The organism is Tepidicaulis marinus, from assembly GCF_000739695.1.
GTDB classification, from domain to species: domain Bacteria; phylum Pseudomonadota; class Alphaproteobacteria; order Parvibaculales; family Parvibaculaceae; genus Tepidicaulis; species Tepidicaulis marinus.
Window position 1 is genome coordinate 212,797 of the sequence record NZ_BBIO01000003.1, and the last position, 21,228, is coordinate 234,024.

At 61.8% G+C, this 21,228-nt stretch carries 26 protein-coding genes; 13 read left to right on the forward strand and 13 right to left on the reverse strand.

Translation table 11 applies throughout. The features are described from left to right. The first annotated feature begins 29 nt into the window (after positions 1-29). Positions 30-275 (forward strand): hypothetical protein, encoded by a 246-nt coding sequence (locus tag M2A_RS04570; RefSeq protein WP_045443513.1) that lies wholly within the window; start codon positions 30-32, stop codon positions 273-275. Positions 276-291: 16 nt separating this feature from the next. Here M2A_RS04570 and M2A_RS04575 read toward each other — a convergent pair whose 3' ends face one another. Next, on the reverse strand, positions 292-1,443 hold the full coding sequence (locus M2A_RS04575; protein ID WP_052379206.1) for a serine hydrolase domain-containing protein: 1,152 nt from the start codon (positions 1,441-1,443) through the stop codon (positions 292-294). A 46-nt stretch (positions 1,444-1,489) separates the two neighbouring features. On the opposite strand from M2A_RS04575, the gene M2A_RS04580 reads away from it, so the two are divergent. From M2A_RS04580 to M2A_RS04590, 3 genes are all read left to right on the forward strand, one after another. Further along, positions 1,490-1,792, forward strand: a complete 303-nt coding sequence (locus M2A_RS04580; RefSeq protein WP_156101671.1) for a hypothetical protein — start codon at positions 1,490-1,492, stop codon at positions 1,790-1,792. A gap of 221 nt (positions 1,793-2,013) precedes the next feature. After that, positions 2,014-2,199 carry a 50S ribosomal protein L32 gene (gene rpmF, locus M2A_RS04585; protein WP_045443516.1) on the forward strand — a complete coding sequence of 62 codons (186 nt, stop codon included), beginning with the start codon at positions 2,014-2,016 and terminating at the stop codon, positions 2,197-2,199. A 199-nt stretch (positions 2,200-2,398) separates the two neighbouring features. Further along, positions 2,399-2,788, forward strand: a complete 390-nt coding sequence (locus M2A_RS04590; protein ID WP_045443518.1) for a hypothetical protein — start codon at positions 2,399-2,401, stop codon at positions 2,786-2,788. Between the two features lie 57 nt (positions 2,789-2,845). Here M2A_RS04590 and M2A_RS04595 read toward each other — a convergent pair whose 3' ends face one another. The 4 genes from M2A_RS04595 to M2A_RS04610 form a co-directional block, all read right to left on the reverse strand. Beyond that, positions 2,846-3,703 (reverse strand): aminotransferase class IV, encoded by an 858-nt coding sequence (locus M2A_RS04595; protein ID WP_045443522.1) that lies wholly within the window; start codon positions 3,701-3,703, stop codon positions 2,846-2,848. Continuing rightward, positions 3,700-4,314, reverse strand: coding sequence for an anthranilate synthase component II (locus tag M2A_RS04600; protein ID WP_045443525.1), 615 nt, complete (start codon positions 4,312-4,314; stop codon positions 3,700-3,702). Before M2A_RS04600 ends, M2A_RS04595 begins: the two co-directional genes overlap by 4 nt. Beyond that, positions 4,311-5,804: an aminodeoxychorismate synthase component I gene (pabB, locus tag M2A_RS04605; RefSeq protein ID WP_244444377.1), complete on the reverse strand. Its 1,494-nt coding sequence runs from the start codon at positions 5,802-5,804 to the stop codon at positions 4,311-4,313. The genes M2A_RS04600 and pabB overlap by 4 nt, the downstream gene beginning before the upstream one ends. A 109-nt stretch (positions 5,805-5,913) precedes the next feature. Further along, positions 5,914-7,005, reverse strand: coding sequence for an alpha/beta fold hydrolase (locus tag M2A_RS04610; protein WP_045443528.1), 1,092 nt, complete (start codon positions 7,003-7,005; stop codon positions 5,914-5,916). Positions 7,006-7,218: 213 nt separating this feature from the next. On the opposite strand from M2A_RS04610, the gene M2A_RS04615 reads away from it, so the two are divergent. From M2A_RS04615 to ggt, 4 genes are read left to right on the forward strand one after another with little or no spacing between them, the layout of a single operon-like run. Then, complete coding sequence (locus M2A_RS04615; protein WP_045443531.1) at positions 7,219-8,019, forward strand: SDR family oxidoreductase; 801 nt, start codon at positions 7,219-7,221, stop codon at positions 8,017-8,019. Positions 8,020-8,053: 34 nt separating this feature from the next. Next, on the forward strand, positions 8,054-8,872 hold the full coding sequence (locus M2A_RS04620; RefSeq protein WP_045443534.1) for an enoyl-CoA hydratase/isomerase family protein: 819 nt from the start codon (positions 8,054-8,056) through the stop codon (positions 8,870-8,872). A 24-nt stretch (positions 8,873-8,896) separates the two neighbouring features. Then, positions 8,897-9,256: a helix-turn-helix domain-containing protein gene (locus M2A_RS04625; RefSeq protein ID WP_045443537.1), complete on the forward strand. Its 360-nt coding sequence runs from the start codon at positions 8,897-8,899 to the stop codon at positions 9,254-9,256. A 3-nt stretch (positions 9,257-9,259) separates the two neighbouring features. Beyond that, positions 9,260-10,849: a gamma-glutamyltransferase gene (gene ggt / locus M2A_RS04630; RefSeq protein WP_045443539.1), complete on the forward strand. Its 1,590-nt coding sequence runs from the start codon at positions 9,260-9,262 to the stop codon at positions 10,847-10,849. A 20-nt stretch (positions 10,850-10,869) separates the two neighbouring features. Here ggt and M2A_RS04635 read toward each other — a convergent pair whose 3' ends face one another. The 6 genes from M2A_RS04635 to gloB form a co-directional block, all read right to left on the reverse strand. After that, the gene (locus tag M2A_RS04635; protein ID WP_045443542.1) at positions 10,870-11,103 is read right to left on the reverse strand and encodes a hypothetical protein; all 234 of its coding nucleotides are present in this window, start codon (positions 11,101-11,103) and stop codon (positions 10,870-10,872) included. Between the two features lie 231 nt (positions 11,104-11,334). After that, on the reverse strand, positions 11,335-11,991 hold the full coding sequence (gene phaR, locus M2A_RS04640; RefSeq protein WP_045443545.1) for a polyhydroxyalkanoate synthesis repressor PhaR: 657 nt from the start codon (positions 11,989-11,991) through the stop codon (positions 11,335-11,337). A 147-nt stretch (positions 11,992-12,138) separates the two neighbouring features. Then, a complete protein-coding gene (locus M2A_RS04645) occupies positions 12,139-12,783 on the reverse strand; it encodes a peptidoglycan L,D-endopeptidase MepK (RefSeq protein WP_052379208.1) in 645 nt (214 codons plus the stop codon). Positions 12,784-12,820: 37 nt separating this feature from the next. Beyond that, positions 12,821-13,657 carry a polysaccharide deacetylase family protein gene (locus tag M2A_RS04650; RefSeq protein ID WP_052379209.1) on the reverse strand — a complete coding sequence of 279 codons (837 nt, stop codon included), beginning with the start codon at positions 13,655-13,657 and terminating at the stop codon, positions 12,821-12,823. Continuing rightward, positions 13,654-14,082 (reverse strand): cupin domain-containing protein, encoded by a 429-nt coding sequence (locus M2A_RS04655; protein WP_045443548.1) that lies wholly within the window; start codon positions 14,080-14,082, stop codon positions 13,654-13,656. The genes M2A_RS04650 and M2A_RS04655 overlap by 4 nt, the downstream gene beginning before the upstream one ends. Positions 14,083-14,120: 38 nt before the next feature. Then, positions 14,121-14,891: a hydroxyacylglutathione hydrolase gene (gene gloB / locus M2A_RS04660; RefSeq protein WP_045443550.1), complete on the reverse strand. Its 771-nt coding sequence runs from the start codon at positions 14,889-14,891 to the stop codon at positions 14,121-14,123. A gap of 150 nt (positions 14,892-15,041) precedes the next feature. Between gloB and M2A_RS04665 the strand changes: the two genes are divergently transcribed. Next, positions 15,042-15,788 (forward strand): class I SAM-dependent methyltransferase, encoded by a 747-nt coding sequence (locus M2A_RS04665; RefSeq protein WP_244444378.1) that lies wholly within the window; start codon positions 15,042-15,044, stop codon positions 15,786-15,788. 26 nt (positions 15,789-15,814) lie between these two features. After that, the gene (locus M2A_RS04670; protein WP_045443556.1) at positions 15,815-16,159 is read left to right on the forward strand and encodes a P-II family nitrogen regulator; all 345 of its coding nucleotides are present in this window, start codon (positions 15,815-15,817) and stop codon (positions 16,157-16,159) included. A 7-nt stretch (positions 16,160-16,166) separates the two neighbouring features. Here M2A_RS04670 and metW read toward each other — a convergent pair whose 3' ends face one another. Together metW and metX are read right to left on the reverse strand one after the other, a co-directional pair. After that, positions 16,167-16,787 (reverse strand): methionine biosynthesis protein MetW, encoded by a 621-nt coding sequence (gene metW / locus M2A_RS04675; RefSeq protein ID WP_045443560.1) that lies wholly within the window; start codon positions 16,785-16,787, stop codon positions 16,167-16,169. Positions 16,788-16,807: 20 nt separating this feature from the next. Beyond that, positions 16,808-17,998, reverse strand: a complete 1,191-nt coding sequence (gene metX, locus M2A_RS04680; RefSeq protein ID WP_081875389.1) for a homoserine O-acetyltransferase MetX — start codon at positions 17,996-17,998, stop codon at positions 16,808-16,810. A 291-nt stretch (positions 17,999-18,289) separates the two neighbouring features. Between metX and pheA the strand changes: the two genes are divergently transcribed. Genes pheA through M2A_RS04695 form a run of 3 tightly spaced genes read left to right on the forward strand, consistent with a single transcriptional unit; the run spans position 18,290 to position 21,222 of the window. Continuing rightward, positions 18,290-19,180, forward strand: a complete 891-nt coding sequence (gene pheA, locus M2A_RS04685; RefSeq protein ID WP_045443563.1) for a chorismate mutase — start codon at positions 18,290-18,292, stop codon at positions 19,178-19,180. A gap of 3 nt (positions 19,181-19,183) precedes the next feature. Then, positions 19,184-20,278 (forward strand): histidinol-phosphate transaminase, encoded by a 1,095-nt coding sequence (gene hisC, locus M2A_RS04690; protein WP_045443566.1) that lies wholly within the window; start codon positions 19,184-19,186, stop codon positions 20,276-20,278. After that, the gene (locus M2A_RS04695; protein ID WP_045443569.1) at positions 20,275-21,222 is read left to right on the forward strand and encodes a prephenate/arogenate dehydrogenase family protein; all 948 of its coding nucleotides are present in this window, start codon (positions 20,275-20,277) and stop codon (positions 21,220-21,222) included. Before hisC ends, M2A_RS04695 begins: the two co-directional genes overlap by 4 nt. The last annotated feature ends 6 nt before the right edge of the window (positions 21,223-21,228 follow it).

The window sequence follows — 21,228 nt, forward strand, 5'->3', positions numbered from 1 at the left end:
GAGACGAAACCGCGACTCCGGGGGGACCCATGCGGAACCAGACGACGAAATTCATGCAGATCGTGACGGGCGCGGCGCTGGCCGGCCTTCTTGGCGCAGGCGCAGCGCTTGCTGCCGAAGACACGCTGAAATCCTATGACCGGGAAAGCATGCAGCGCCTCTTCGAACAAATGTCCGAAGGCGGCGCGGCCGGGATCAGCGAAGACGATCTTCTGGTGACCGGCACCGTGAAGTCCGACAAGAAGAGCGACAAAAAAGAAGACGACAAGCGCTAAACTTCTGCATCTGCGCTTACGGCGCAGCGCTCTCGGCCAGGTCGGCAATCAGATCGACCAGCGGCTCCGCATCGTCTTCATAGACGGCGCCCAGCATCACCAGCACCATGTCCTCGCTGGGAAAGATCGCCACAAGCTGGCCGCCGAAGCCTCTCGCCATGAACACATCCGTTGGCAGCCGGTCCGAAAGGGCCGGCTTGCCTGTTTCAGGATTGGGCGCATTCAGCCAGAAATGCGCGCCGTAAAGCCCGCCTGAATGGCGCGCCGGGCGGCGGGCATGGTCTGCCCAGCCTTCCGGCAAGAGCCTTTGGCCGTTCCATTCGCCGTCGCGCAGATAAAGATAGCCGAAGCGCGCCCAGTCCCGCGCGCGCATATGCACGAAGGACGAGCCGATAAAAGTGCCGCTCGCATCGAACTCGGGCACGGCGTTTTCAATGCCGATGGGCTTGAAAAGCTCGTCCTGCATGAAAGCGTTGAAGGCGGCAGCATCTTTCGTGCCTGCCGCCTCTTTCAGGATGCGGGCGACAATATTGCTGGTGCCGCTCGAATAGGACCAATGCGTGCCCGGGTCATGGGCAAGCGGCAAGCTGGCGGCATAGTGGCCCATATCCTTGCGCCCCGAACCGAAAAGCATTTGCAGAGCATGGGATTTCGAGGGCGTTTCGTAATTTTCCAGGAAGGTGAGGCCGGACTGCATGCGCAGCAAATCCTCCAAACGGATCTGCGCGCGCGCATCGCCGTCCCAGCGCTGCCATTCGGGCACGGGGGCAGGCGCCGCGATGTCGAGCTTGCCTTCCCGGCTTAAAATGCCGGTGAGCGCATGGGTAATGCTTTTGGCCATGGACCAGGATTGAAAATGGGTCTCCTGGCCAAAGCCCGCGCGGTAGCCCTCCCCGATCAGTTTGCCGCCGCGCACGACAAGAAGCGCGCGTACGCCTTTCAGATGCGGGTCTTCTTCGTTTGTCAGTACCTCGCGGATGCGGGTTTCAAGCGCTGCAGGTCCCGCCGCTTCCGGCCAGCCGCCATCGGGCCAGCGCGTTTCCTCGGGCTGGTCGGGAAGGGGCGGGAGTTCTGCCTGTGCAGGGGCTGCGGCCAGCGCCAGAAACCAGAGAGCGGCGATCAGCCCTTTTAGGGCGGGCGGGGCAGCGGGAATGGACAGGGCTGGCACGGGCGGGTACTCCTAATCTTGGCCGAAGCAGCCTAAGGATGTGTCCGTGAATATCAAATATCTCGTTTCGGCGGTGGTCCTCGCCGTCCTGATCGGGCTGGTGCTGGGCCCCGTCCGCCGCATTGCCGGGGATGCGGAAGTGGGCGCGCGGGCCGTCGCCAAAACCGCCTGTTCGTGCGTTTTTATTGCGGAGCGCTCTTTGGAAGACTGCCGGAAGGACGATCCGCCGGGTTTCGAGCTGGTCCGGGCCTCGGTGGATGAGCAAGAAAAGCGCATTTCCGCTTCGGTCTTCTGGCTGATCCGGGCGGAGGCGCGCTACCGCGGCGCGGAAGGCTGTCTTCCGGATTGAGGCGCGGGCAGACTGAGGTGTGCGGAAAGGGGCGCGCGGAAAAGGGGAGCGCGGCGCGGTTTTTTGCCGCGAGCCCATAGACGCGGGCCCCATTTGCCGCTATAACGCGCACCCAATGGGGCGCTGGCTCGGATTTGCCGCGCCCTGAATTATTTAAGTCCTTGAAAGATTTGACAGTTTCGGGCCGGACCTGATGCCGGTGTTGAAACGGGAGCGATGAGATGGCTGTTCCCAAGCGGAAAACCACCCCTTCCAAGCGCGGCATGCGCCGTTCCGCCGACGCGCTGACCGCGCCGGCCTATATGGAAGACAAGGAAACGGGCGAGTTGCACCGCCCGCACCATATCGACCTGAAGACGGGCATGTATCGTGGCCGCCAGGTTCTGGAAGCCAAGGACGACATCTAAGTCCTTCGCCTTTTCAGCGATTTATTGAAAAGCGCCGGTTTTCCGGCGCTTTTTCTTTATTCTGGGCTGGATTCTGGGCCCGCTTTTCCGGCTTTTTCTGTCGTAAATAGTTTAAGGGCCTGAGTTTACATGGCCTTGACGGGCACTGCTTGCTACACTTTGGCCAGTGGAGGCCGACCATTTGTAAGGGGGAACAAATATGGGCTCGATGCCGCTTATGGCCATTATCGTCATTGCCTATAACATTATCGCTTTTCTGACCGGACCCAGCCTCGATGCCGAGCTGTTCACCGTTGCGCTCATCTCGGGCGCAAGCTGGGGGGTGGCCGTGAGCGATGCGCTGCTTTCCGCCGGGCTGGTTCTTTTGTTTCTGGAACTTGTCAGCGCCACGCGCACCGGCACGACCTCGATCATCAATCATGCGCTTTCGCTGATCGTGCTGCTTGTCTGCCTGATCGAATTCATCGCGCTGCCGGCCTTCGGCAATTCGACGTTCTTCCTGATCACGCTTCTGGTGCTGCTGGATGTGGTGGCAGGGTTCACCGTCACCATCACGACGGCGCGGCGGGACTTTTCCGTCGGCGAATAAGCCCCGCGCTTATATTCGAGAATTTGGAGACGGCGTCCCGGCAGCGGGGCGCCGTTTTCATTCGCCGTCCGGTTCCTTTGTCGCTTCTTTTTCGAGAAGCGCCAGGTAAGCGGCTTCAAGCTGCCCGGTCAGAGCGTGGTCGGGCAGGGCCTCGCCGTCCACTTTCCGGATGCGCTGCAGGCCGGCCAGCGAGTTCGTCAAAAATGCGCCGTCGCAGCCGCGCAACGTATCCGGCTCGAGCGGTGCCTCGCGGCAGGTAAGCCCTTCTTTCTCGGCAAGCGCGATGATTTGCGCGCGGGTAATGCCGGGCAGCACGCCTTCATCCAGAGACGGCGTAAAAAGCGCCGCGCCTTTCCAGAGAAAAAGATTGCCGATCGTGCCGCAGGCAAGCCGGCCCTTGGTGTTCAGCATTAGCGCTTCGCCCGCGCCTTTCGCATTCGCCTCGCGCCGCGCCAGAATATTGTCGAGATAGGCAAGCGTTTTCATGCGCGCGGCGGGGGAGGTGTCGTTACGCCGGATGGCGGCGGTGATGGCCGTTACGGTATCGGGCGCTTTGCCGAGCGGGGCGGCGGTGATGAGCAAAGTGGGATGCGGGTCTTCAGGCAAAGCAATGCCGCGCGCGCCCGGCCCCCGCGTCAGGGTGAGGCGCAGGCTCGCCCCGCCTTCATCCAGCTTATTGGCGGCAAGAAGCGCGCTCATGCCTTTGCGGATTTTCTTGCGGCTTGCGGGCAAGGGCAGGGCGAGCTCCTCGGCGCTCCGCTCCAGCCGGTCCAGATGCGCATCGAAGAAAAGCGGGCGCCCTTCGCGCGCCAGCAGCGTTTCGAAGAGGCCGTCGGCCAGCAGAAAGCCCCGGTCCGAGGGTTCGATCACGGGCACGCCGGAGCCGGTGAGCGCGCCGTTCAGCCAGACGGTCATGGGGCAGGCTCCTCATGGCGCAGGCGCGGCGCTTTTGAGGGTTTGAGCCCCGAGGCGGCAAAGAAATTGGCAAGCAGCTTGTGGCCGAGCGGGGTGAGCACCGATTCGGGGTGAAATTGCAGGCCCGTTACGGGCAGGCTCTCATGGGCAAGCGCCATGATCTCTCCATCGTCTTCGGCGCGGGCGGTTTCTTGCAACACTCCTCCTTCCGGCAGATCGACGGCGAGGGAATGGTAGCGCGCCGCTTCAAAAGGATTTGGCAGGCCGGCAAAGACTAACGCGCCATTGTGACGGATCGGTGAGGCGCGTCCATGGCGCGGCGCGGCGCGGCGCACGGCGCCGCCGAATGCCTGCGCGATGCATTGATGACCAAGGCAGATGCCGAGAATGGGAAGCTGCGGGGCAAGACGCTTGACCGCCTCGAGGCAAATGCCCGCTTCATCCGGTGTGCAGGGACCGGGCGAGAGGATAAGGGCCTTCGGGCGCATCGCTTCGATCTCGGCAATTGTCACCGCATCGTTGCGCAGCACGCGGCGTTCATAGCCAAGCTCGCCCACATAGCGGGCCAGATTGTGAACGAAGCTATCGTAATTGTCGATGAGCAGGATCATGAGCGCTGCTCTGCTCCTCTGCTCTCTTCTGGGCGTTCTTCGGGCCGGATGCCGAGAAGCGCGGCGCGCATGGCGCTCGCCTTGGCAAGGCTTTCCTCGTATTCCTCCTGCGGATCGGAATCGGCGACGATGCCGCCGCCCGCATTGAAACGCGCCTTGCCGCCCGTAATGCTCATGGTGCGGATGGAAATGTTCATGTCCATGCGTCCGTCAAGGCCGAGATAACCGAAGCTGCCGCAATAGAGGCCGCGCGGTTTTTGCTCGAGCTCCGCGATCACTTCCATGGCGCGGATTTTCGGCGCGCCGGTGATCGAGCCGCCGGGGAAGGCTGCTTTCAAAAGATCGAGCGCGGTTTTTCCCTCGCATAGCTCGCCTTCCACGGTCGAGACGAGATGATGGACATTCGCGTAACTTTCCAGCGCGCAAAGGGCAGGCACGCGCACGCTGCCATCCTTGCAGACACGGGAAAAATCATTGCGCATCAGATCGACGATCATGACGTTTTCCGCCCGGTCCTTGCCGCTTGCCTGAAGCGCGGCGGCAAGGGCGGCGTCTTCTTTCGCAGATCCCCCGCGCGGACGTGTGCCTTTGATGGGTTTCGTCTGCGCGGTTTTGCCGTCCGAGGAGAGAAAGCGTTCAGGGGATGAAGAAAGCAGCGCGCCTTCTTCCAGATTGAAGAATCCGGCAAAGGGGGCGGGCGAATGGGCGCGCAGGCGCCGGTATAGCAGGAAAGGCGTTTCGCCGGGCGTCAGATCGCTTTCAAAACGCTGGCTGAGATTGGCCTGGAAAATATCGCCTGCATGAATATAGGCGATGACCCTGGCGATATCGGCTTTATAAGCATCCGGTGTTTTGAGCGCTCTGACGGAATGGGCAGGCAGCGGGCTGAGCGGCCAGTGCAAGGGGGCAAGGGCGGGATTGAGCGCGATGCGGGCGCGCCATTTGGCGGCCCGCGCTTCGGCCCGCGCGGCGCGGGCAGGCGGTTTTTCCTCACCAAGGCCGGTGGAGATGAGAAAGAGCCTTTGGGTTTGATGATCGAAGGCAAGCACCACGTCGTAAAGCCCGAGGGCGAGTGCGGGAAGTTCATCCCGTGAAAGCGCAGGCAAGTCCTCAAGCGCGCGGGCCATTTCATAGCCAATCGTCCCGGCAAGTCCGCCGGTAAAGGGAATGGCGCGGGCGGCTTCCGGCAGGTCTTCTTGTTCAAGCCGGTGGCGGGCAAGGAGGCGGGCAATGAGATCGAAGACGGGCTCCTGGCACGGCGACCCGTCCAGCAAGGCTCTGCCATCCGGCTCCGCTTTCAGCGTGCAGACGGGATCGGCGGCAATGAAACTCCAGCGGCCATGCAGCGCGGCCTCACGGCCCGGCCCGGCGGTGGCGCTATCGAGGAAAAGCGCGAAAGGCTCATGGGCAAGCGGCGCAAAAAGCGCCAGCGGGTCCACCCAGCCCAGCTCCTCCAAAATCACGCCTTTGTCGCTGATGTCCTTGATCACGGTGCTTTGCCTTGAAACCTCTATGCCCCGCATAGATGGGCGCGCAGGCCTCTTTCTTCCAGTTTCCCGGTTCTAGGCGTCTTCGCGGCGTGCGGCAAGCGGCCCGGTTTTACCCGTCCTTGGCAGGCGGCGCCGGGCTTTGCGCCCCGGCGGCGGGCACATGGCAATCACATTCGCGCGCCTGCATCCGTGCGGCGGGGCCGCGCGGTTTGGCGCCGATGCCGCCGGGGCTGAGGGCGACGTGATGGGCGCGGATATGCTCCAGAATGAGCGGGGTTATTTTTTCCGGCGCGCTATAGGTCAGGGAGTGATCCAGCTGCGGGAACGAAATCAGTTTTGTCTGCGGGGCAAGGCGGGTGAGCGCGGCAGAATGCGCGAAGGGCACCACCTCGTCCTTCTCACCCCAGATGGCGAGCACCGGTACGCTGCTTTCGCCCACGCTGCGGAAGGCGCCCGGCGCGCCGTCCAGCATCGGATAATGGCGCATGGTGGAAATCAGCGCATTCGTATAGCCGCGATATTCCATCTGTTTGGCAAAGCGGGCGGTGAAGGCCTCGCCGCCTTCGCGGGTCTTTTCTTCTTCCGCCAGCCTATTATAGAAAATTTCCTTGCCGAAGACGCGGCCTATCCAGTCGCCTGCGAGCGGCGTGCGCAGCAGATTTACCGCGCCGGAAGGTTCGATGGCTTCCACCCCTGCAGGCGCGATGAGGGTGAGGCTGCGCACACGCTCCGGGTGGCGGGCGGTGAAAAGCCCGGCGGCCGCTCCGCCCATGGAATAGCCGACGAGGTGGATTTTACCTGCGATGTTCAAATGCGCGAGAAGATCGGTGATGAGGCGGTCCGTGCGCGCGGCATCATAGGGCCCGTCCGGACGGTCGGAAAAGCCGCGCCCGTAATTGTCGAAGGCAAGCACCCGGTAACCGGCCTCTGTGAGCGGTGCAAAATGCGCATCCCAGACGAAGGAAGGCACGGAAAAGCCATGCACGAGGAGGATGGTGGGCGCGCTTTCCGGCCCTTCCAGGCGGTAATGCACGGTGCCCTCGCTCAAGGGCGCAAAGTCATGGGCAAGCCCGTCCGCCTTGAGCTGCGCGCGCTCGGCTCCGCTTAGCTCTTTGAGATCTTTGCCCGCCCACCAATAGGCGATGCCGGCCAGAAGAATAAAAAGCGCGAGAAGCACGATGGCTGATTTGAGAATCTTCATGGAAGCCGGCCTTGGATGTGGAACTGTTGGCGGGGAGAGTATGACCGAAAGCCGTGATGAACCCAACTGAGAACCCAACTGCGAACCCGGCATTCCCCTGCGCCCCCTTGCGTCAAGCGTGCCAGGGGCATCATGGCGGCTTGCAAGAGCGCTTCTTGCCCGGTTTAGTGCCTATAGATTTCAACAACAGCAGCTCAAAACGGGGAGAGACACATGGCCAGCATCATCAAGGAAAAGGCGCTTGAAGGGAAAGTCGCCTTCATCGCGGGCGCCTCGAGCGGCATCAATCTCGGCATTGCACAGCATTTCGCCGAACATGGAGCGAAGGTCGCCGTCATCTCGCGCAGTCACGAGAAAATCGCCGCCGCTGCCAAGACCATGACCGACAAGGGGCATGAGGCGATCGGCATGGCGGCGGATGTGCGCGATTTTGACAGCGTCGCTAAAGCCTATGAGGAAACGGTCAAACAGTTCGGCAAGATCGATATCGTCATATCGGGGGCGGCGGGTAATTTCGTGGCGCCCGCGCTCGGCATGTCTTCCAACGGTTTCAAGACCGTTGTCGATATCGATCTCATCGGCACGTTCAATGTGCTGCGTGCCTCTTTCGAACATTTGAACCGGCCGGGCGCCTCGCTCATTTCCATCACCGCGCCGCAGGCGGTGAATGCGATGATGTTCCAGTCGCATGTCTGCGCGGCGAAAGCGGGCATCAACATGCTTACCAAATGCCTTGCCATGGAATGGGGCCCGGCGGGCGTGCGCGTCAATGCGATCTCGCCCGGTCCCATTGCCGATACCGAAGGCATGGCGCGTCTTGCGCCGACGCCGGAAATGGAAGAGGCGGTGAAGTCGCGCCTTGCACTGCGCGATTATGGCACAAAGAAAGATATCGCGGAGACGGCGCTTTTCCTTTCCTCCGATAATGGCGCTTACATCACCGGCACGATCATCGATTGCGATGGCGGCTCGAAGCTCGGCGATGCAAGCGCCGATGCGCTGGCCGGTAATTAAGGCGGGCGCGGGCGTAAAGAGCAGGGGAGGAGAGATGGCGTCTTACAAAATTCACCCGAAAGACTTCGAGTGCGTGCGCTATGAGGTGGACGATCATATCGCAACGCTCACCCTCAACCGGCCGGAGCGGCGCAATGCGCTGAACCGGCGCGCCTATGATGAGGTGGAAGCAGGCTTCCGCTTTGCAAGCCAGGATGAGGCGGCGCGCTGCCTCATCGTGACGGGCGCCGATCCTGCCTTTTGTTCGGGCGAGGATGTGAAGGAAATGATGACGGGCGAGCAGAAGGAAAAAAGCGTCGCCCGGCTGACCGCCGTGCGGCCCGAGCCGACGCCTGCCGCCGTTGCCGCGCTTGAATGCGAAAAGCCCGTCATAGCCGCCGTCAATGGGGCGGCGGTCGGTTGGGGCATGGAGCTGGCGCTTTTCGCCGACATGCGCATTGCCTCGGAAAAAGCAGCCTTCGGGGAAATTTTCATCAAGCGCGGGCTGATTTCCGATATAGGCGGGCTTTGGCGCCTGCCGGCGCTGGTCGGCCCGCAAAAAGCGGCGGAACTGCTTTTCACCGGCGATGTCATCGATGCGGGCGAGGCGGAGCGGATCGGCCTCGTGCTGCGCACCGTGCCTCATGACACGCTTTTGAGCGAGGCGCGGGCGCTTGCCGCGCGCATGGCGGTTAACGCGCCGCTTGCCTTGCGTTATATGAAGGAGGGGCTGCGGCGCACGGCGTATGGCGAACTGCGTGAGATCGGCGGATGGGTGTCGCAGACGCTCGGCACGCTTTTCCAGAGCGAGGATCACCGGGAAGGTGTGGCAAGTTTTCTGGAAAAACGCGCGCCGCAATTCAAAGGCCGCTAAGGCGGCATAAGAAAGGGTGCAAGGGTGGCGCTTTTCTTCGATCAGGACTGGTTCAACACGCGCCTGCGCGCGCTCGGTAAAAACCAGATGGATGTGGCCGCCGTCCTTGGCCTGAGCCCTTCTCAGGTTGCTGAAATCTGGAAAGACCAGCGCGAGCTGATGCCGCAGGAAGTCGCCCAGCTTGCCAAGTTCTTTTCCGTGCCTGCCGCCGAGATCGCCGACAGGGCGGGGGTTTCCACACCGCTTCCTCAAGAAGCGCCCGGGGAGGGCGATATGGGCGCGGTGATGGAAAAGCTCGACGAGCTTGGCGGGCGCATGATGCGCATCGAACGCGCCATTGTCGATTTGAAGGCCCTTATTCTCGATCTGTCCCGCAAGGAGTAAGTTATGCGCGATCTGCATTTCCCGGGCCGCTCACCGGTCTATGCCGTGAACGGCCTGTGCGCCACCTCGCAGCCTTTGGCGGCGGAAGCTGCGATCGCGATCCTGCGTGCAGGGGGCAATGCGGTCGATGCGGCGATTGCCGCTTCCGCCGTGCTTTGCGTGATCGAGCCTTATAATACGGGGATCGGTGGCGACTGTTTTGCGCTCCTTTCCAAAAAAGGCGGCGGGGAGATTATCGGGCTGAACGGTTCGGGCCGCGCGCCCAAATCCCTTTCTCTTGAAAAGCTGCGCGCCAGGGGCGTCGAGCAGCTTTCGCTTAACAGCGTTCATTCCGTCACCATTCCAGGGGCGGTGGATGCCTGGGCGCGGCTTGTGGAAGATCATGGCACGATGGAGCTTGGCCGCCTTTTGGAGCCGGCCATTGCCTATGCCGAAGAGGGCTTTGCCGTTGCCCCGCGCATTGCCATGGAATGGCAATTTCTGGAAGGGCATTTGGCCCATGATAGCGATGCCCCGCGCCAGCTTCTGATCGATGGCAAAGGCCCGCAGGCAGGCGATAAGTTCCGCCTGCCGGTGCTGGCCGAAACGCTGCGCCGGATCGCGAGAGAAGGCCGGGACGGGTTTTACAAAGGCCCTGTCGCCGAAGATATGGTCGCCAAGCTGCAGGCGCTCGGCGGATTTCATGAGCTGGAAGATTTCGCGGAGAACGCGCCCGATTATGTGACGCCCATCAAAACGTTGTACCGGGGCCGCGAGATCCACGAAATCCCGCCGAACGGGCAGGGCATTACCGCGCTCTTGATGCTGAATATTCTCTCGCGGCTCGATATGGGCAGGCTCGATCCGCATGGGGCCGTGCGCTTCCATTATGAAATGGAAGCCGCCCGCCTTGCCTATGATATGCGCGATAAATATGTCGCCGATCCCGATTTCGGCGAAGTGCCGGTGGACCGGCTTTTATCGGACGGGCTTGCGGATGAGCTAGCCGCGCGGATCGATGCGAAGAGCCGCATTTCCGATCTCAGCACGCTGCGCGATCCTTTGAACCGCGAGACGATTTATCTGACAGTGGTCGATAAAGATCTCAACGCGGTCTCCTTCATCAATTCGCTTTTCTTCGGTTTCGGCTCGGGCATTCTTGCGCCGGGTTCCGGCGTCATGTTTCAGAACCGGGGCTCGGGCTTTGTCATGGAAGAGGGGCATTTGAACTGCGTTGCCGGCGGCAAGCGGCCCTTGCACACGATCATTCCCGCGATGATGAGCGAGAAGGGCAAGACGGTGATGCCCTTCGGTGTGATGGGCGGGGCCTATCAGGCGGTGGGGCACGCCCATGTCGTCACGAATATGCTCGATTACGGCATGGATGTGCAGGAAGCGCTGGACAGCCCGCGCGCTTTTCCCGGCGCAGAGACGCTCGATATCGAAAAGGGGCTTTCGGCAGAAACCCGCAAAGGGCTTGAGGCGCGCGGCCATAAACTTGCCGATGCTTTCCTGCCCCATGGCGGCGGCCAGGCGATTTTCATCGACCATGCGCGCGGCACCATGATGGGCGGCTCCGATCCGCGCAAGGACGGCGCGGCGGTCGGCTATTGAGCCATGTTTGCGGGAAGGGCCTAAAGGTCTTTCAGGCGGATGCTGACGGGATAGGGCGAGAGCTCTTCGGCGCTGCGATAGGCGCTGCCGGCATTTGCCTGTTTGCGGGCCGCCTCTTCCTGGCTGACCGGACGGGGGGAGTGCTGATCGACATATTGGGCAAGAAAGGGCGCGGAGGGGCGGTTTGCCCGGCGCTGTGCGAGCGGGGCATTTCTTCCGCGGTTGGCCGGACGGCGTGGTGCAAGAATCTCCACCGGCTTATCCTCAGCACTTCCAGTTGCATGCGCCTCGCGTCTCCGCGCCGGTAGGGCGGGAAAGGCGCTCTGCGTTATGTGCGTTACCCTCGTCATGGTAATCCAGCCGCAAGAGTGCGGCCAGATTTTCCGTTCCGGTTTAATACAAAATCGCAGAATTTTGAGGGCCGGCGGGGCTAAATCTTAACGCTGTGGATCGTTCTGTGCCGGAATGAAACGCTTTTGGAGGCGTCAGTTCTTGTCGGCGAGCTTTTTCAGCATGGACTGCATTTCCGCCATTTGCTTTTTCAGCTCGTCGAGTTCGGCTTTTTCATCGCCGCGCGGCTCCTGTTCGGCCGGGGCTTCGGGCGGCGGGGCGTCTTCGGTTTTTCGCGGCGTGGGCCGGTACTCGCTCCGGTAATCGCCGGTGCTGCGCCCGGCGCCGGCAAAAGGCGCGAACATGCGCATGAACGTGTCTTCGAAAAGCGACATGTTGCGGCGGATCTGTTCTTCCCACTGGTTCATGCGCTCCGGCCCGCCAAAAGCGTCGGTAAAGCGCTCGCGCATACGGTCCTGCTCGCGCGAGAACGTATCCATGGACATGTCGAGATAGGACGGCACGAAGCTCTGCAAACTGTCGCCGTAAAGCGTGATCAGATGCCGCAGAAACTTGATGGGCAAAAGGTTCTGACCTTTCGCTTCCAGCTCGAAAATAATCTGTGTCAGGACGGAGCGGGTAATGTCGTCGCCGGTCTTGGCGTCATGCACGATGAATTCGTCGCCGTCGCGCACCATCTGCGCCAGATCTTCGAGCGTCACATAGGAACTCGTTGCCGTATTGTAGAGACGGCGGTTCGCGTATTTCTTGATTTTGATAACGTCTTTGTCCGTATCGTCCTGCCGTGCCACCTGACCCCCAGTTCACCCTTGCCGCCCGGCTGCTGAAGCCCGGCGTTGGTGTGCCTTATGTTTCTCTAGGTTTGGCGAATTGTCGCAAGGGCCTGTTGCGATGCGCAAGCTTTTTGTGCATTGCAAGATGATAAGTCCGTGAGGAAATCAGCTTTTTGCCTTGGGTGCCGTTTCCGCGTTGCCGCGCTCAACGTCCACCGCGCGCCCTTCGCGGGGCTTTTCCGGCCAGCGCCAGAGGTCTTTCGGGCCGACATCCACATGCACGAAGGGGCGTTTGGTGGGGTAAAAGCCAGCGCCGCCGCGCCCCAGTTTTTTCGCCACCAAAAAAAGCGCTTCGGGATCGCGGAAATCCTGGGTCAGGTCCATGGCCATGCCGCGCATATGGAAACTGGCTTCATCGACGCCTTCGCTCGTCGCCGCCAGCATGGCGTTGGTTTCGGGCGAGCGGTAGCCGGACATCGTATAAAGCGGGTTGTTTGAGCGCGTGTTTTGGTCGATCTCCCAGAGAAGATCGAGCAGGCGCACATCCATTTTGAAACTTTCATGGGTGCGCAGATCGCGCATGAACCAGTTGATGCGGGGCAGCGCGTCCTCGATGTAAGCGCCGTCGGCCCAATAGGTGATGGTGAGTTTTTCACCGGAATTGAGGCTCTGCATTTTCAAGATGCGCTTGTAAGGCGCTTCGGCGCGCACGAGCGCGGGCGTGACAAGCGCGCTTGCTGCAGCTGCCGTGCCCCATTGCAGCGCTTTGCGGCGGCTCAACCCGGATTTGCTGCGGATCTGTTTTTTCATGGGCCAAACGTTAGTCAATCGCTTGCCGGGCGGCAAGTTAAGGTGCGGTGACGGCTTTTTCCGGCAAACCGGCCAGCGTATCCGGGGGTTTTTTGGCGCGCATATGAGCGGCCTTGAACCCCCGGCGCGCCAGCTCGTCGAGGATCATCGGCAGGGCGCTCGCCGTGCGTGTCTTGGTGTCATGCAAAATGACGATGCCGCGCCCCATATAGGCGGCGTTGCGCATCGTGCGTTTATAAACGCTCCAGGCGGAAATGCGCCGCCAATCGTCGCTGCCGAAATCGCAGGAAAAAACGGCGATGTCTTGCGCGGCCAGCCAGGCTTTCAGCCGCGCGCTGTCGTTGAGGCCCGGAAAACGGAAAAAGGGGGCAAGTTCTGCCTCTTTCGTATCCTCTGCCCCTTGCAGGGCGGCTGCAATGGCTTCCTGGCCGCGGGTGATCTGCGCGCGCGCATAAGAGGGCGCGAAGCGGCGCAAATTATTCGGGTGGGAATAGGTGTGGGTTGCAATCGTGTGGCCGCGCCGCCAGGCCTCGCGCACCAGTTCCGGATAGCGCTCGGCGCGCAGGCCGGTAAAGAAGAATGTCGCTTTAAGGCAATGCCGGTCGAGCGTGTCGAGAATTTGCGGCGTCACTACGGGATCCGGGCCGTCATCGAAGGTGAAGAGAATTTCTTTTTCGGCAAGATCGAGGCTGCGGGCATATTGCAGCGTGCCGTAAACGCCGCCGCCTTGCGTCTCCACTTCAATGATGCGGGCAGGGCCGAGCGTTTTACCGGAGGGCGCGCCGGAACAGGGTATTTCCGCGCGGGCGGGCAAGCCCGCCAAAAGCGCCGTGCCAAGGGCTAGAAGCGCGGCGATGGCGCGGGCATGGTTCATTGACCGGGCGTCCAATCTTTGGCGGCAAGTTCGAAGCCGGCAAAATCGAAACCGGGCGCGACGGTGCAGCCGACCAGCGTCCACTCGCCGCAGCTTTCCGCCGCCTGCCAGGCATGGGCGGGCACCACATGCTGCGGGCGCTCGCCATGCACGAGATCGTTGCCGAGCAGAAATTCAGACGCCGGTTTTGCCTCATCCTTGGCAACGCGAAGGCGGAGCGGGGCACCCGCATACCAATGCCAGATTTCGGTGGCATCGACCTTATGCCAATGGGATTTCTCGCCCTTGCGCAGGAGATAATAGATCGCGGTGGAATGGGCGCGCTTGCCGGACGGCGCCTCATCGCGGAAGACCTCCTTGAAATGCCCGCCTTCCGGATGCGGCTCAAGGCCGAGCAGCAGAATGATTTCTTCCGATGACAGCATGAGTTCCCCCTTCTCAGCCGCTTGCTTTTACTGCGCGCCTAGAAACTGTCCTTGCGGGCGCGGGTTTCGGCGAACACATCGACAAGCGGCGCGCCGACAAGGTTCAATGTCTTTTGCACCTCCTCGCTCATCGGCCGCAAAAACGGATTGGTCGCTTTTTCAAGGCCGATCGTGGTGGGCACGGTGGGTTTGCCTTCCGCGCGTTTGGCGTCGATCTCTTTAATGCGCGCTTGCAACGCCTCGTTCGCCGGTTCGATGGTTGCGGCGAAGCGGGCATTGGCTTGTGTATATTCATGGGCGCAGTAAACCACCGTCTCATCCGGCAGGCCCATCAGCTTTTGCAGCGAGCCCCACATCTGCTCCGCCGTGCCCTCGAAGATACGCCCGCAGCCCAGCGCAAAAAGCGTATCGCCGACAAAGGCAATACCGTCTTGCGGGAAGTAATAGGCGATATGGCCGAGTGTGTGCCCGCCCACTTCCAGCACCTGCGCCTTACGGCTGCCGAACTCGCAGATGTCACCGTCCCCCAGCGCGATGTCGATGCCGGGAATGCGCGGTGCTTCGCCTTTCGGGCCGATGATGGTGCAGCCGGTCTTTTCTTTCAGTTCCAGATTGCCGCCCGCATGATCGAAATGGTGATGGGTGTTGAGAATGTGTGTGAGCGTCCAGCCCTTTTCCTCCAGCGCTTTCAGGATGGGGGCGACTTCCGGCGTGTCGATGGCGCCGGTCGCGCCCGTTTCCGGGTCGTGCAGCAGATAGCCGTAATTATCCGAAAGGCACGGGAACTGGTGAACGATTAGCTTGGACATGAGGACCACCACTGGCTGAATGTTTGCCGGGCCAGCCTAGCGCGTCGGGAGCCGGATTTGAACCGGTGCGTGCCGCCCGAAATAAGGCAGAAGGAATACAGAAAGAACCTCCGCCTTTTCGCCGTTTCTGCTAGGCTTTCAGGCATGCATATGGATGTGGCCGACCTCAGGGATTTTTATGCCCGCCCGCTCGGGCGGATGACCCGCCGTCATTTGTCCCGGCGCATCCGCGAAATCTGGCCGGATGTGCGGGGCATGGATGTGGCCGGGTTCGGCTATGCCACGCCCTATTTGCGGCTCTTTCTGGATGAGGCCGAGCGGGTGCTCGCGCTCATGCCGGCGCAGCAGGGCGTGATCTATTGGCCGAAGGAAGGGCCAAACCGCACCACGCTGGTGGAGGAGACCGACTGGCCGCTGCCCGATGACAGTCTCGACCGGTTGCTGCTTGTTCACACGGTTGAAAGTTCCGAGCCGCTCGGCACCATGCTGCGCCAGGCCTGGCGGGTGCTCAAACCCGGCGGGCGGCTGCTTATCGTCGTGCCGAACCGGCGGGGTGTCTGGGCGCGGCGGGAGACGACGCCCTTCGGCCATGGACGCCCGTTCACGCGCGGCCAGCTCATCCGGCTGTTGCGCGATGCGATGTTCAGCCCGACCGACTGGTCGACGGCGCTTTTCTTTTTACCGTTCGATTGGCGTGCGCTTTTGCGCTGGGCTTCCGCCTTCGAGCGGGGCGGGCGGTTTTTCGGCCAGCGCCTTGCCGGGGTCATGCTTGTGGAAGCGGCCAAACAGTTTTATGCAGGCACACCGGTGCCGGTGCGCCGCGCGTCTACGCGGGCCGTGTTGCCCGGCTTGCGGCCCGTTGCCGTGCCGCGCACATCCGCTTCGTCCAATGACTGAAGTTTGAAAAGACGCAGGAGATCGACATGAAACTTGTAGTGGCCATCGTAAAACCTGCCATGACGAATGCTGTGATGGATGCGTTGAGCGCAATCGGCGTGTCCGGCATGACGGTGACGGAAGTCAAAGGGCATGGGCGGCAAAAAGGCCAGACCGAGATTTACCGCGGCGCGGAATATCAGGTCACGCTGGTGCCGAAAGTGCGCTTCGATATCGCGGTTGCCGATGACATTGCCGATAAGGTGGTGGAGACGATCGGCAAGGCTGCGAAGACGGGCAAGATCGGCGACGGCAAGATTTTCGTGCTCGATCTGGAACAGGCCGTGCGTATCCGCACCGGCGAGCGTGACGCCGAAGCCGTGGCGACGTAAGCGCTACTTATTTCCGGTAAAGCAGGAAGACCGCCTGTTCGGCGCGCAAATTGGCGCGGGCGCCGGGATTGTGCTCGGTCCAACTCTTTTCCCCTGCCAGCATCAGCGTTTTTTCGATGGCAAGGTGCTCGGTCTCGCACAGATCGAGAAAATCACGCACGGTGCAAAGATGGATATTGGGCGTGTCGTACCATTCATCCGCCAGCGTCCGGGTGACCGGCATGCGGCCTGAAAGAAGAAGCTGCAGGCGGATTTTCCAATGGCCGAAATTCGGGAAGGAAACGACGACGCGCCGCCCGATCCGTTTCATTTGGCCCAGCACTTCGCGCGGGTTGCGCGTTGCCTGAATGGTCTGGCTGAGAATGACGTAATCGAAGCTGTCATCGGGATAATCCCCGAGGTCGCGATCCGCATCCCCTTGCACGACGGAAAGTCCGCGCGCCACGCAGGCATTGACGCCGGCCTGGCTCAGTTCCACGCCGCGCCCGTCCACTTGCCGTTTATCGCGCAAAAGCTCCAGTAACTCGCCTTCCCCGCAGCCCACATCGAGCACGCGCGATCCTTCCTGCACCAGATCGGCGACGGCGATGAGGTCGATACGGGTTTGGGTATTCGTGTCCAGCGTCATGGCTCTGCCTCCGCTCTTTCTCAGGTCAGCCCGCGCTGGCGTGCGGCGGAGGCGATGAAACCGGCCAGCGTATCGTCCATCACCGGTTCGTCGAGCAGGAAGGCGTCGTGGCCCTTGTCGGTCTCGATTTCCACGAAACTCACATTGGCGCCCGCGGCGATCAGCGCGTGCACGATCTGCTTGTTATAGGCGGTCGGGTAATGCCAGTCGCTGGTGAAAGAGACGACGCAGAAGCGTGTCTTCGTTCCCTTGAAGGCATTGGCAAGCACACCGCCATGGACCGCCGCCAGATCGAAATAATCCATGGCGCGGGTGATGTAGAGATAGGAGTTCGCGTCGAAGCGGTCCACGAAGGTCATGCCCTGGTGGCGCAGATAGCTTTCGATCTGGAAATCCGGCGCGCCGAAATCATAGGTCAGCGTATCGCGGTCCTGCAGATTGCGGTCGAATTTGCGAAAGAGCGCGGTCTCCGACAGATAGGTGATATGCGCGGCCATGCGCGCCACGGCAAGACCTTTGGTCGGGCGCGTGCCGTGATCGAGATAGGTGCCGCCATGCCAGTCGGGGTCCGCCATGATGGCCTGGCGTCCAACTTCGTGAAAGGCAATGTTCTGAGCCGAATGGCGCGCCGCCGTTGCCATGGGAATGGCGCTGAAGACGCGCTCCGGATAAGCGCTTGCCCATTCGAGCACCTGCATGCCGCCCATGGAGCCGCCAATGGCGCAGAAGAGCGTTTCGATGCCCAGATGGTCGAGCAGCATGGCCTGGGCGCGCACCATGTCGGCAATGGTGATGACGGGAAAATCGAGCCCGTAGGGCTTGCCGGTTGCAGGGTTCGTCTCGGTCGGGCCGGAAGAGCCCTGGCAGCCGCCGATCACATTGGGACAAATGACGAAAAACCGGTCCGTGTCGATGGTCCGGCCGGGCCCTACCATGCGCAGCCACCAGCCGGGTTTGCCGGTCTGGGGATGGGCGTTGGCCACATGCTGGTCCATGGTCAGCGCATGGCAGATCAGCACCGCGTTGGACTTGTCGGCGTTGAGCTCGCCGTAAGTGTTATAGGCCAGCGTTACCGGGCTCAGATTCTCGCCCGAATCCAGCCGGAGCGGTTTGTCCGGGCCGAACGTCACCGTCTCGAGGCGCGCTTCGGGCGCTTCAAGGTGGGGGTCTGGCGGCGCGGTGCCGGTATGTGCTCCGGTGGCGGCGGACATGGGCGGTTCCCAGCTCTGCTTTTGCCTGAATTCAGGTCCCGGTCCCGGTTTTCCGGGCCATCTTGCCCGGTCTGCGGCTTTTGGCCGGCAGGCGACGGGCGGCTTGAATAAGCTCGTTAGATGGGGCAGAGGTGCCTGAAATGTCAATGTTTTCTTTGATTTTGGCCGTGTTCGTCCTTATGAATACCGCTCATTTTGCACGGGCTGGGAGACGGGCCGGGACATGGGCCGGGAGAGGCGCGAAACGCCTCCACGGGGTCTGGAAGAAGGCCCGCGATGCGGGAAGCAGGGATGGCGGATCAGGATAGAGGCGAGGTCAAGCAGCTCGGCGATGTGCGCCGCGAGATCGATGCGATCGACGCGCAGATGCACGGCTTGCTTATGGAACGCACCGAGCTCGTGCGCCAGGTGGCCGAAGCCAAAGCGCAGGCGGCGAGCGATGCGGGCGAGGGCAGTTTCATCGCCTTCCGTCCGGGCCGGGAGGCCGAAGTGCTGCGCGCCCTTGCCGCGCGCCATCAGGGGCCCTTGCCGCTTGCCGTCATCTTCCGGCTGTGGCGGGAAATCATGTCCGCCAAAACACGCCTGCAAGGCCCGCTCCGGGTGGAGGTTTTCGGCGGCGCCGACCCGCTGCGCCTGTGGGATTTGGCGCGCGGGTATTATGGCTCGTTCACGCCCATGAACCTGCGTGAGGAAGCAATGGACGTTCTGCGCCGGGTCTCCAAGGACCGCTCGGTGATCGGTGTCCTGCCCGCGCCGCAACCGGATGACGGCGATGCCTGGTGGGCGATGCTGGGGCGCGGGGATACGGCGCCGGTGCGTGTCGTTGCCTGCTTGCCCTTCCTCACCGAGGAAGGCGTGTTGCCTGAAGCTTATGCGGTGGCGCAGGCCGATTTTGAGGAAACAGGCGCGGATACGAGCTTGGTTGTGCTGACCTTCTCAGAAGCGGTGAGCGCGGGCGCGGTGGAGGCGCAGCTGCAGGAGGCCGGGCTTGCCGGCACGCTTTATCTGCGCAAAGAACAAAACGGGCAATATTATGCGCTGATTGGTCTCACCGGTTTCATAAGTGCCGGGGACGGGCGGCTTGAGACTCTCTATAACCAGGACGGCATCGATGGGGTGCAGCTGATCGGCGGCTATGCCGATCCCGTGCGCCTTGCCGGCTGTCTTGAAAAAGGAGAGTAAGCGATGAGCCCCGTTCAGCCCCGGCCCGGCATTCTCGACATCGCCCCTTATGTGGGCGGGCGCGAGAAAGTGGAAGGCACGGCCAAGCAGTACAAGCTGTCGGCGAATGAAACCCCGCTTGGGCCGAGCCCCAAGGCGCGCGAGGCGGCGATGGAAGCGCTCGGCGCCATGGAGCGCTATCCCGATGGCGGCGCGCTGGAACTGCGCAAGGCCATTGCCGGCGTTTACGGGCTCGATCCAGAGCGTATCGTTTGCGGGGCGGGATCGGACGAGCTTTTGCATCTGCTGGCCCAGGCCTATATCGGCCCCGGCGACGAAGCGATTGCGACCCGGCACGGCTTTCTGATCTATCCCATCGTCACGAAAGCGGCGGGCGGAGAGATCGTGCAGGTGCCGGAGAAGAACCTCACCGCGGATGTCGATGCCATTCTGGCGGCGCAGAACGAAAAGACGCGGATCGTTTTTCTTGCCAATCCCAACAATCCGACGGGCACTTATCTTTCTTTCTCCGAGATCAAGCGCCTGCGCGAGGGATTGCGGGAGGATGTGCTTCTGGTACTCGATGCCGCTTACGCTGAATATGTGCGCAGCAACGATTATGAATCCGGGATCGAGCTGGTTGCGACCCATGACAATGTGGTGATGACGCGCACCTTCTCGAAGGTGTACGGCCTTGCCGCGATCCGGCTCGGCTGGGCCTATTGTCCGGCAAGCGTCGCGGATGTGCTGAACCGCATTCGCGGGCCCTTCAACGTCAATGTGCCGGCGATGAAAGCGGGCATTGCCGCGATAGAAGATAAAGAGCACACGGCCAAAGCCGTCGCCCATAACGAAAAGTGGCGTGCCTGGCTGAGCGAGGAGATTTCGGCGCTCGGGCTCGAGGTCGTGCCCAGCGTGACGAATTTCATTTCCTTCCGCTTTCCGCCCGAAACGGGTAAGAGCGCGGCGGAGGCGGATGAGTTTCTCTGCTCGAAAGGGTTGATCCTCCGGCAGATCGCTTCCTACGGGCTGCCGGATTATCTGCGCCTGACGGTGAGCACCGAGGAAGCCAATCTGAAGGTGGTAGCCGCGCTGAAAGAGTTTTTGGGGAAGGCATGAGCAAGAGCGAACCTCTTTTTGGACGCATTGCGCTGATCGGGCTCGGGCTTATCGGCGGCTCCATCGGCCATGCGGTCAAGCGCGCGGGGCTCGCCGGGCATGTTGCCGGCTTTGCCCGCTCCAAGGAGACGCGCGCGCGGGCGCTTGAAATCGGGTTCATCGACAGCGCTCATGAAAGCGCGGCGGAGGCGGCGCAAGATGCCGATCTCGTCATTCTCTGCGTGCCGGTGGGCGCGCTCGGGCCTTCTGCCAAAGAAATCGAACCGGCCTTGAAAAAAGGCGCGATCCTGACGGATGTGGGCTCGGTGAAAACCGCCGTCGTGCGCGATGTCGGCCCTTATGTGCCAAGCGGTGTGCATTTCATTCCCGGCCACCCGATTGCGGGGACCGAGGAATCGGGTCCCGACGCAGGCTTTGCCGAACTTTTCGACAATCGCTGGTGCATTCTCACGCCGGTGCCGGGCACGGAGGCGGAGGCCATCAAAGCGCTGACCGCGTTCTGGGAAGGGTGCGGCTCGAATGTGGATGTGATGGAGTCCAAGCATCACGATCTCGTCTTTGCCATCGTCAGCCATTTGCCGCATCTCATCGCCTATAACATCGTGGGCACGGCGACGGATCTGGAAAAGGTCACGCAGTCCGAAGTGATCAAATATGCGGCGAGCGGCTTTCGCGATTTCACACGCCTTGCCGCCTCGGACCCCACCATGTGGCGCGATGTCTTTCTGAATAACAGGGAAGCGGTGCTGGAAATGCTGGGCCGCTTTTCCGAGGACCTTGCCGCGCTGCAGCGGGCGATCCGCTGGGGTGACGGGGACATGCTGTTCGATCTTTTCACCCGCACGCGTGCGGTGCGCCGCTCCATCATCGATGCGGGCCAGGATACGGATGCGCCGAATTTCGGGCGCAATCCCACCCATGCGAAATCCGTTTCCAAGAAATAAGGCGGC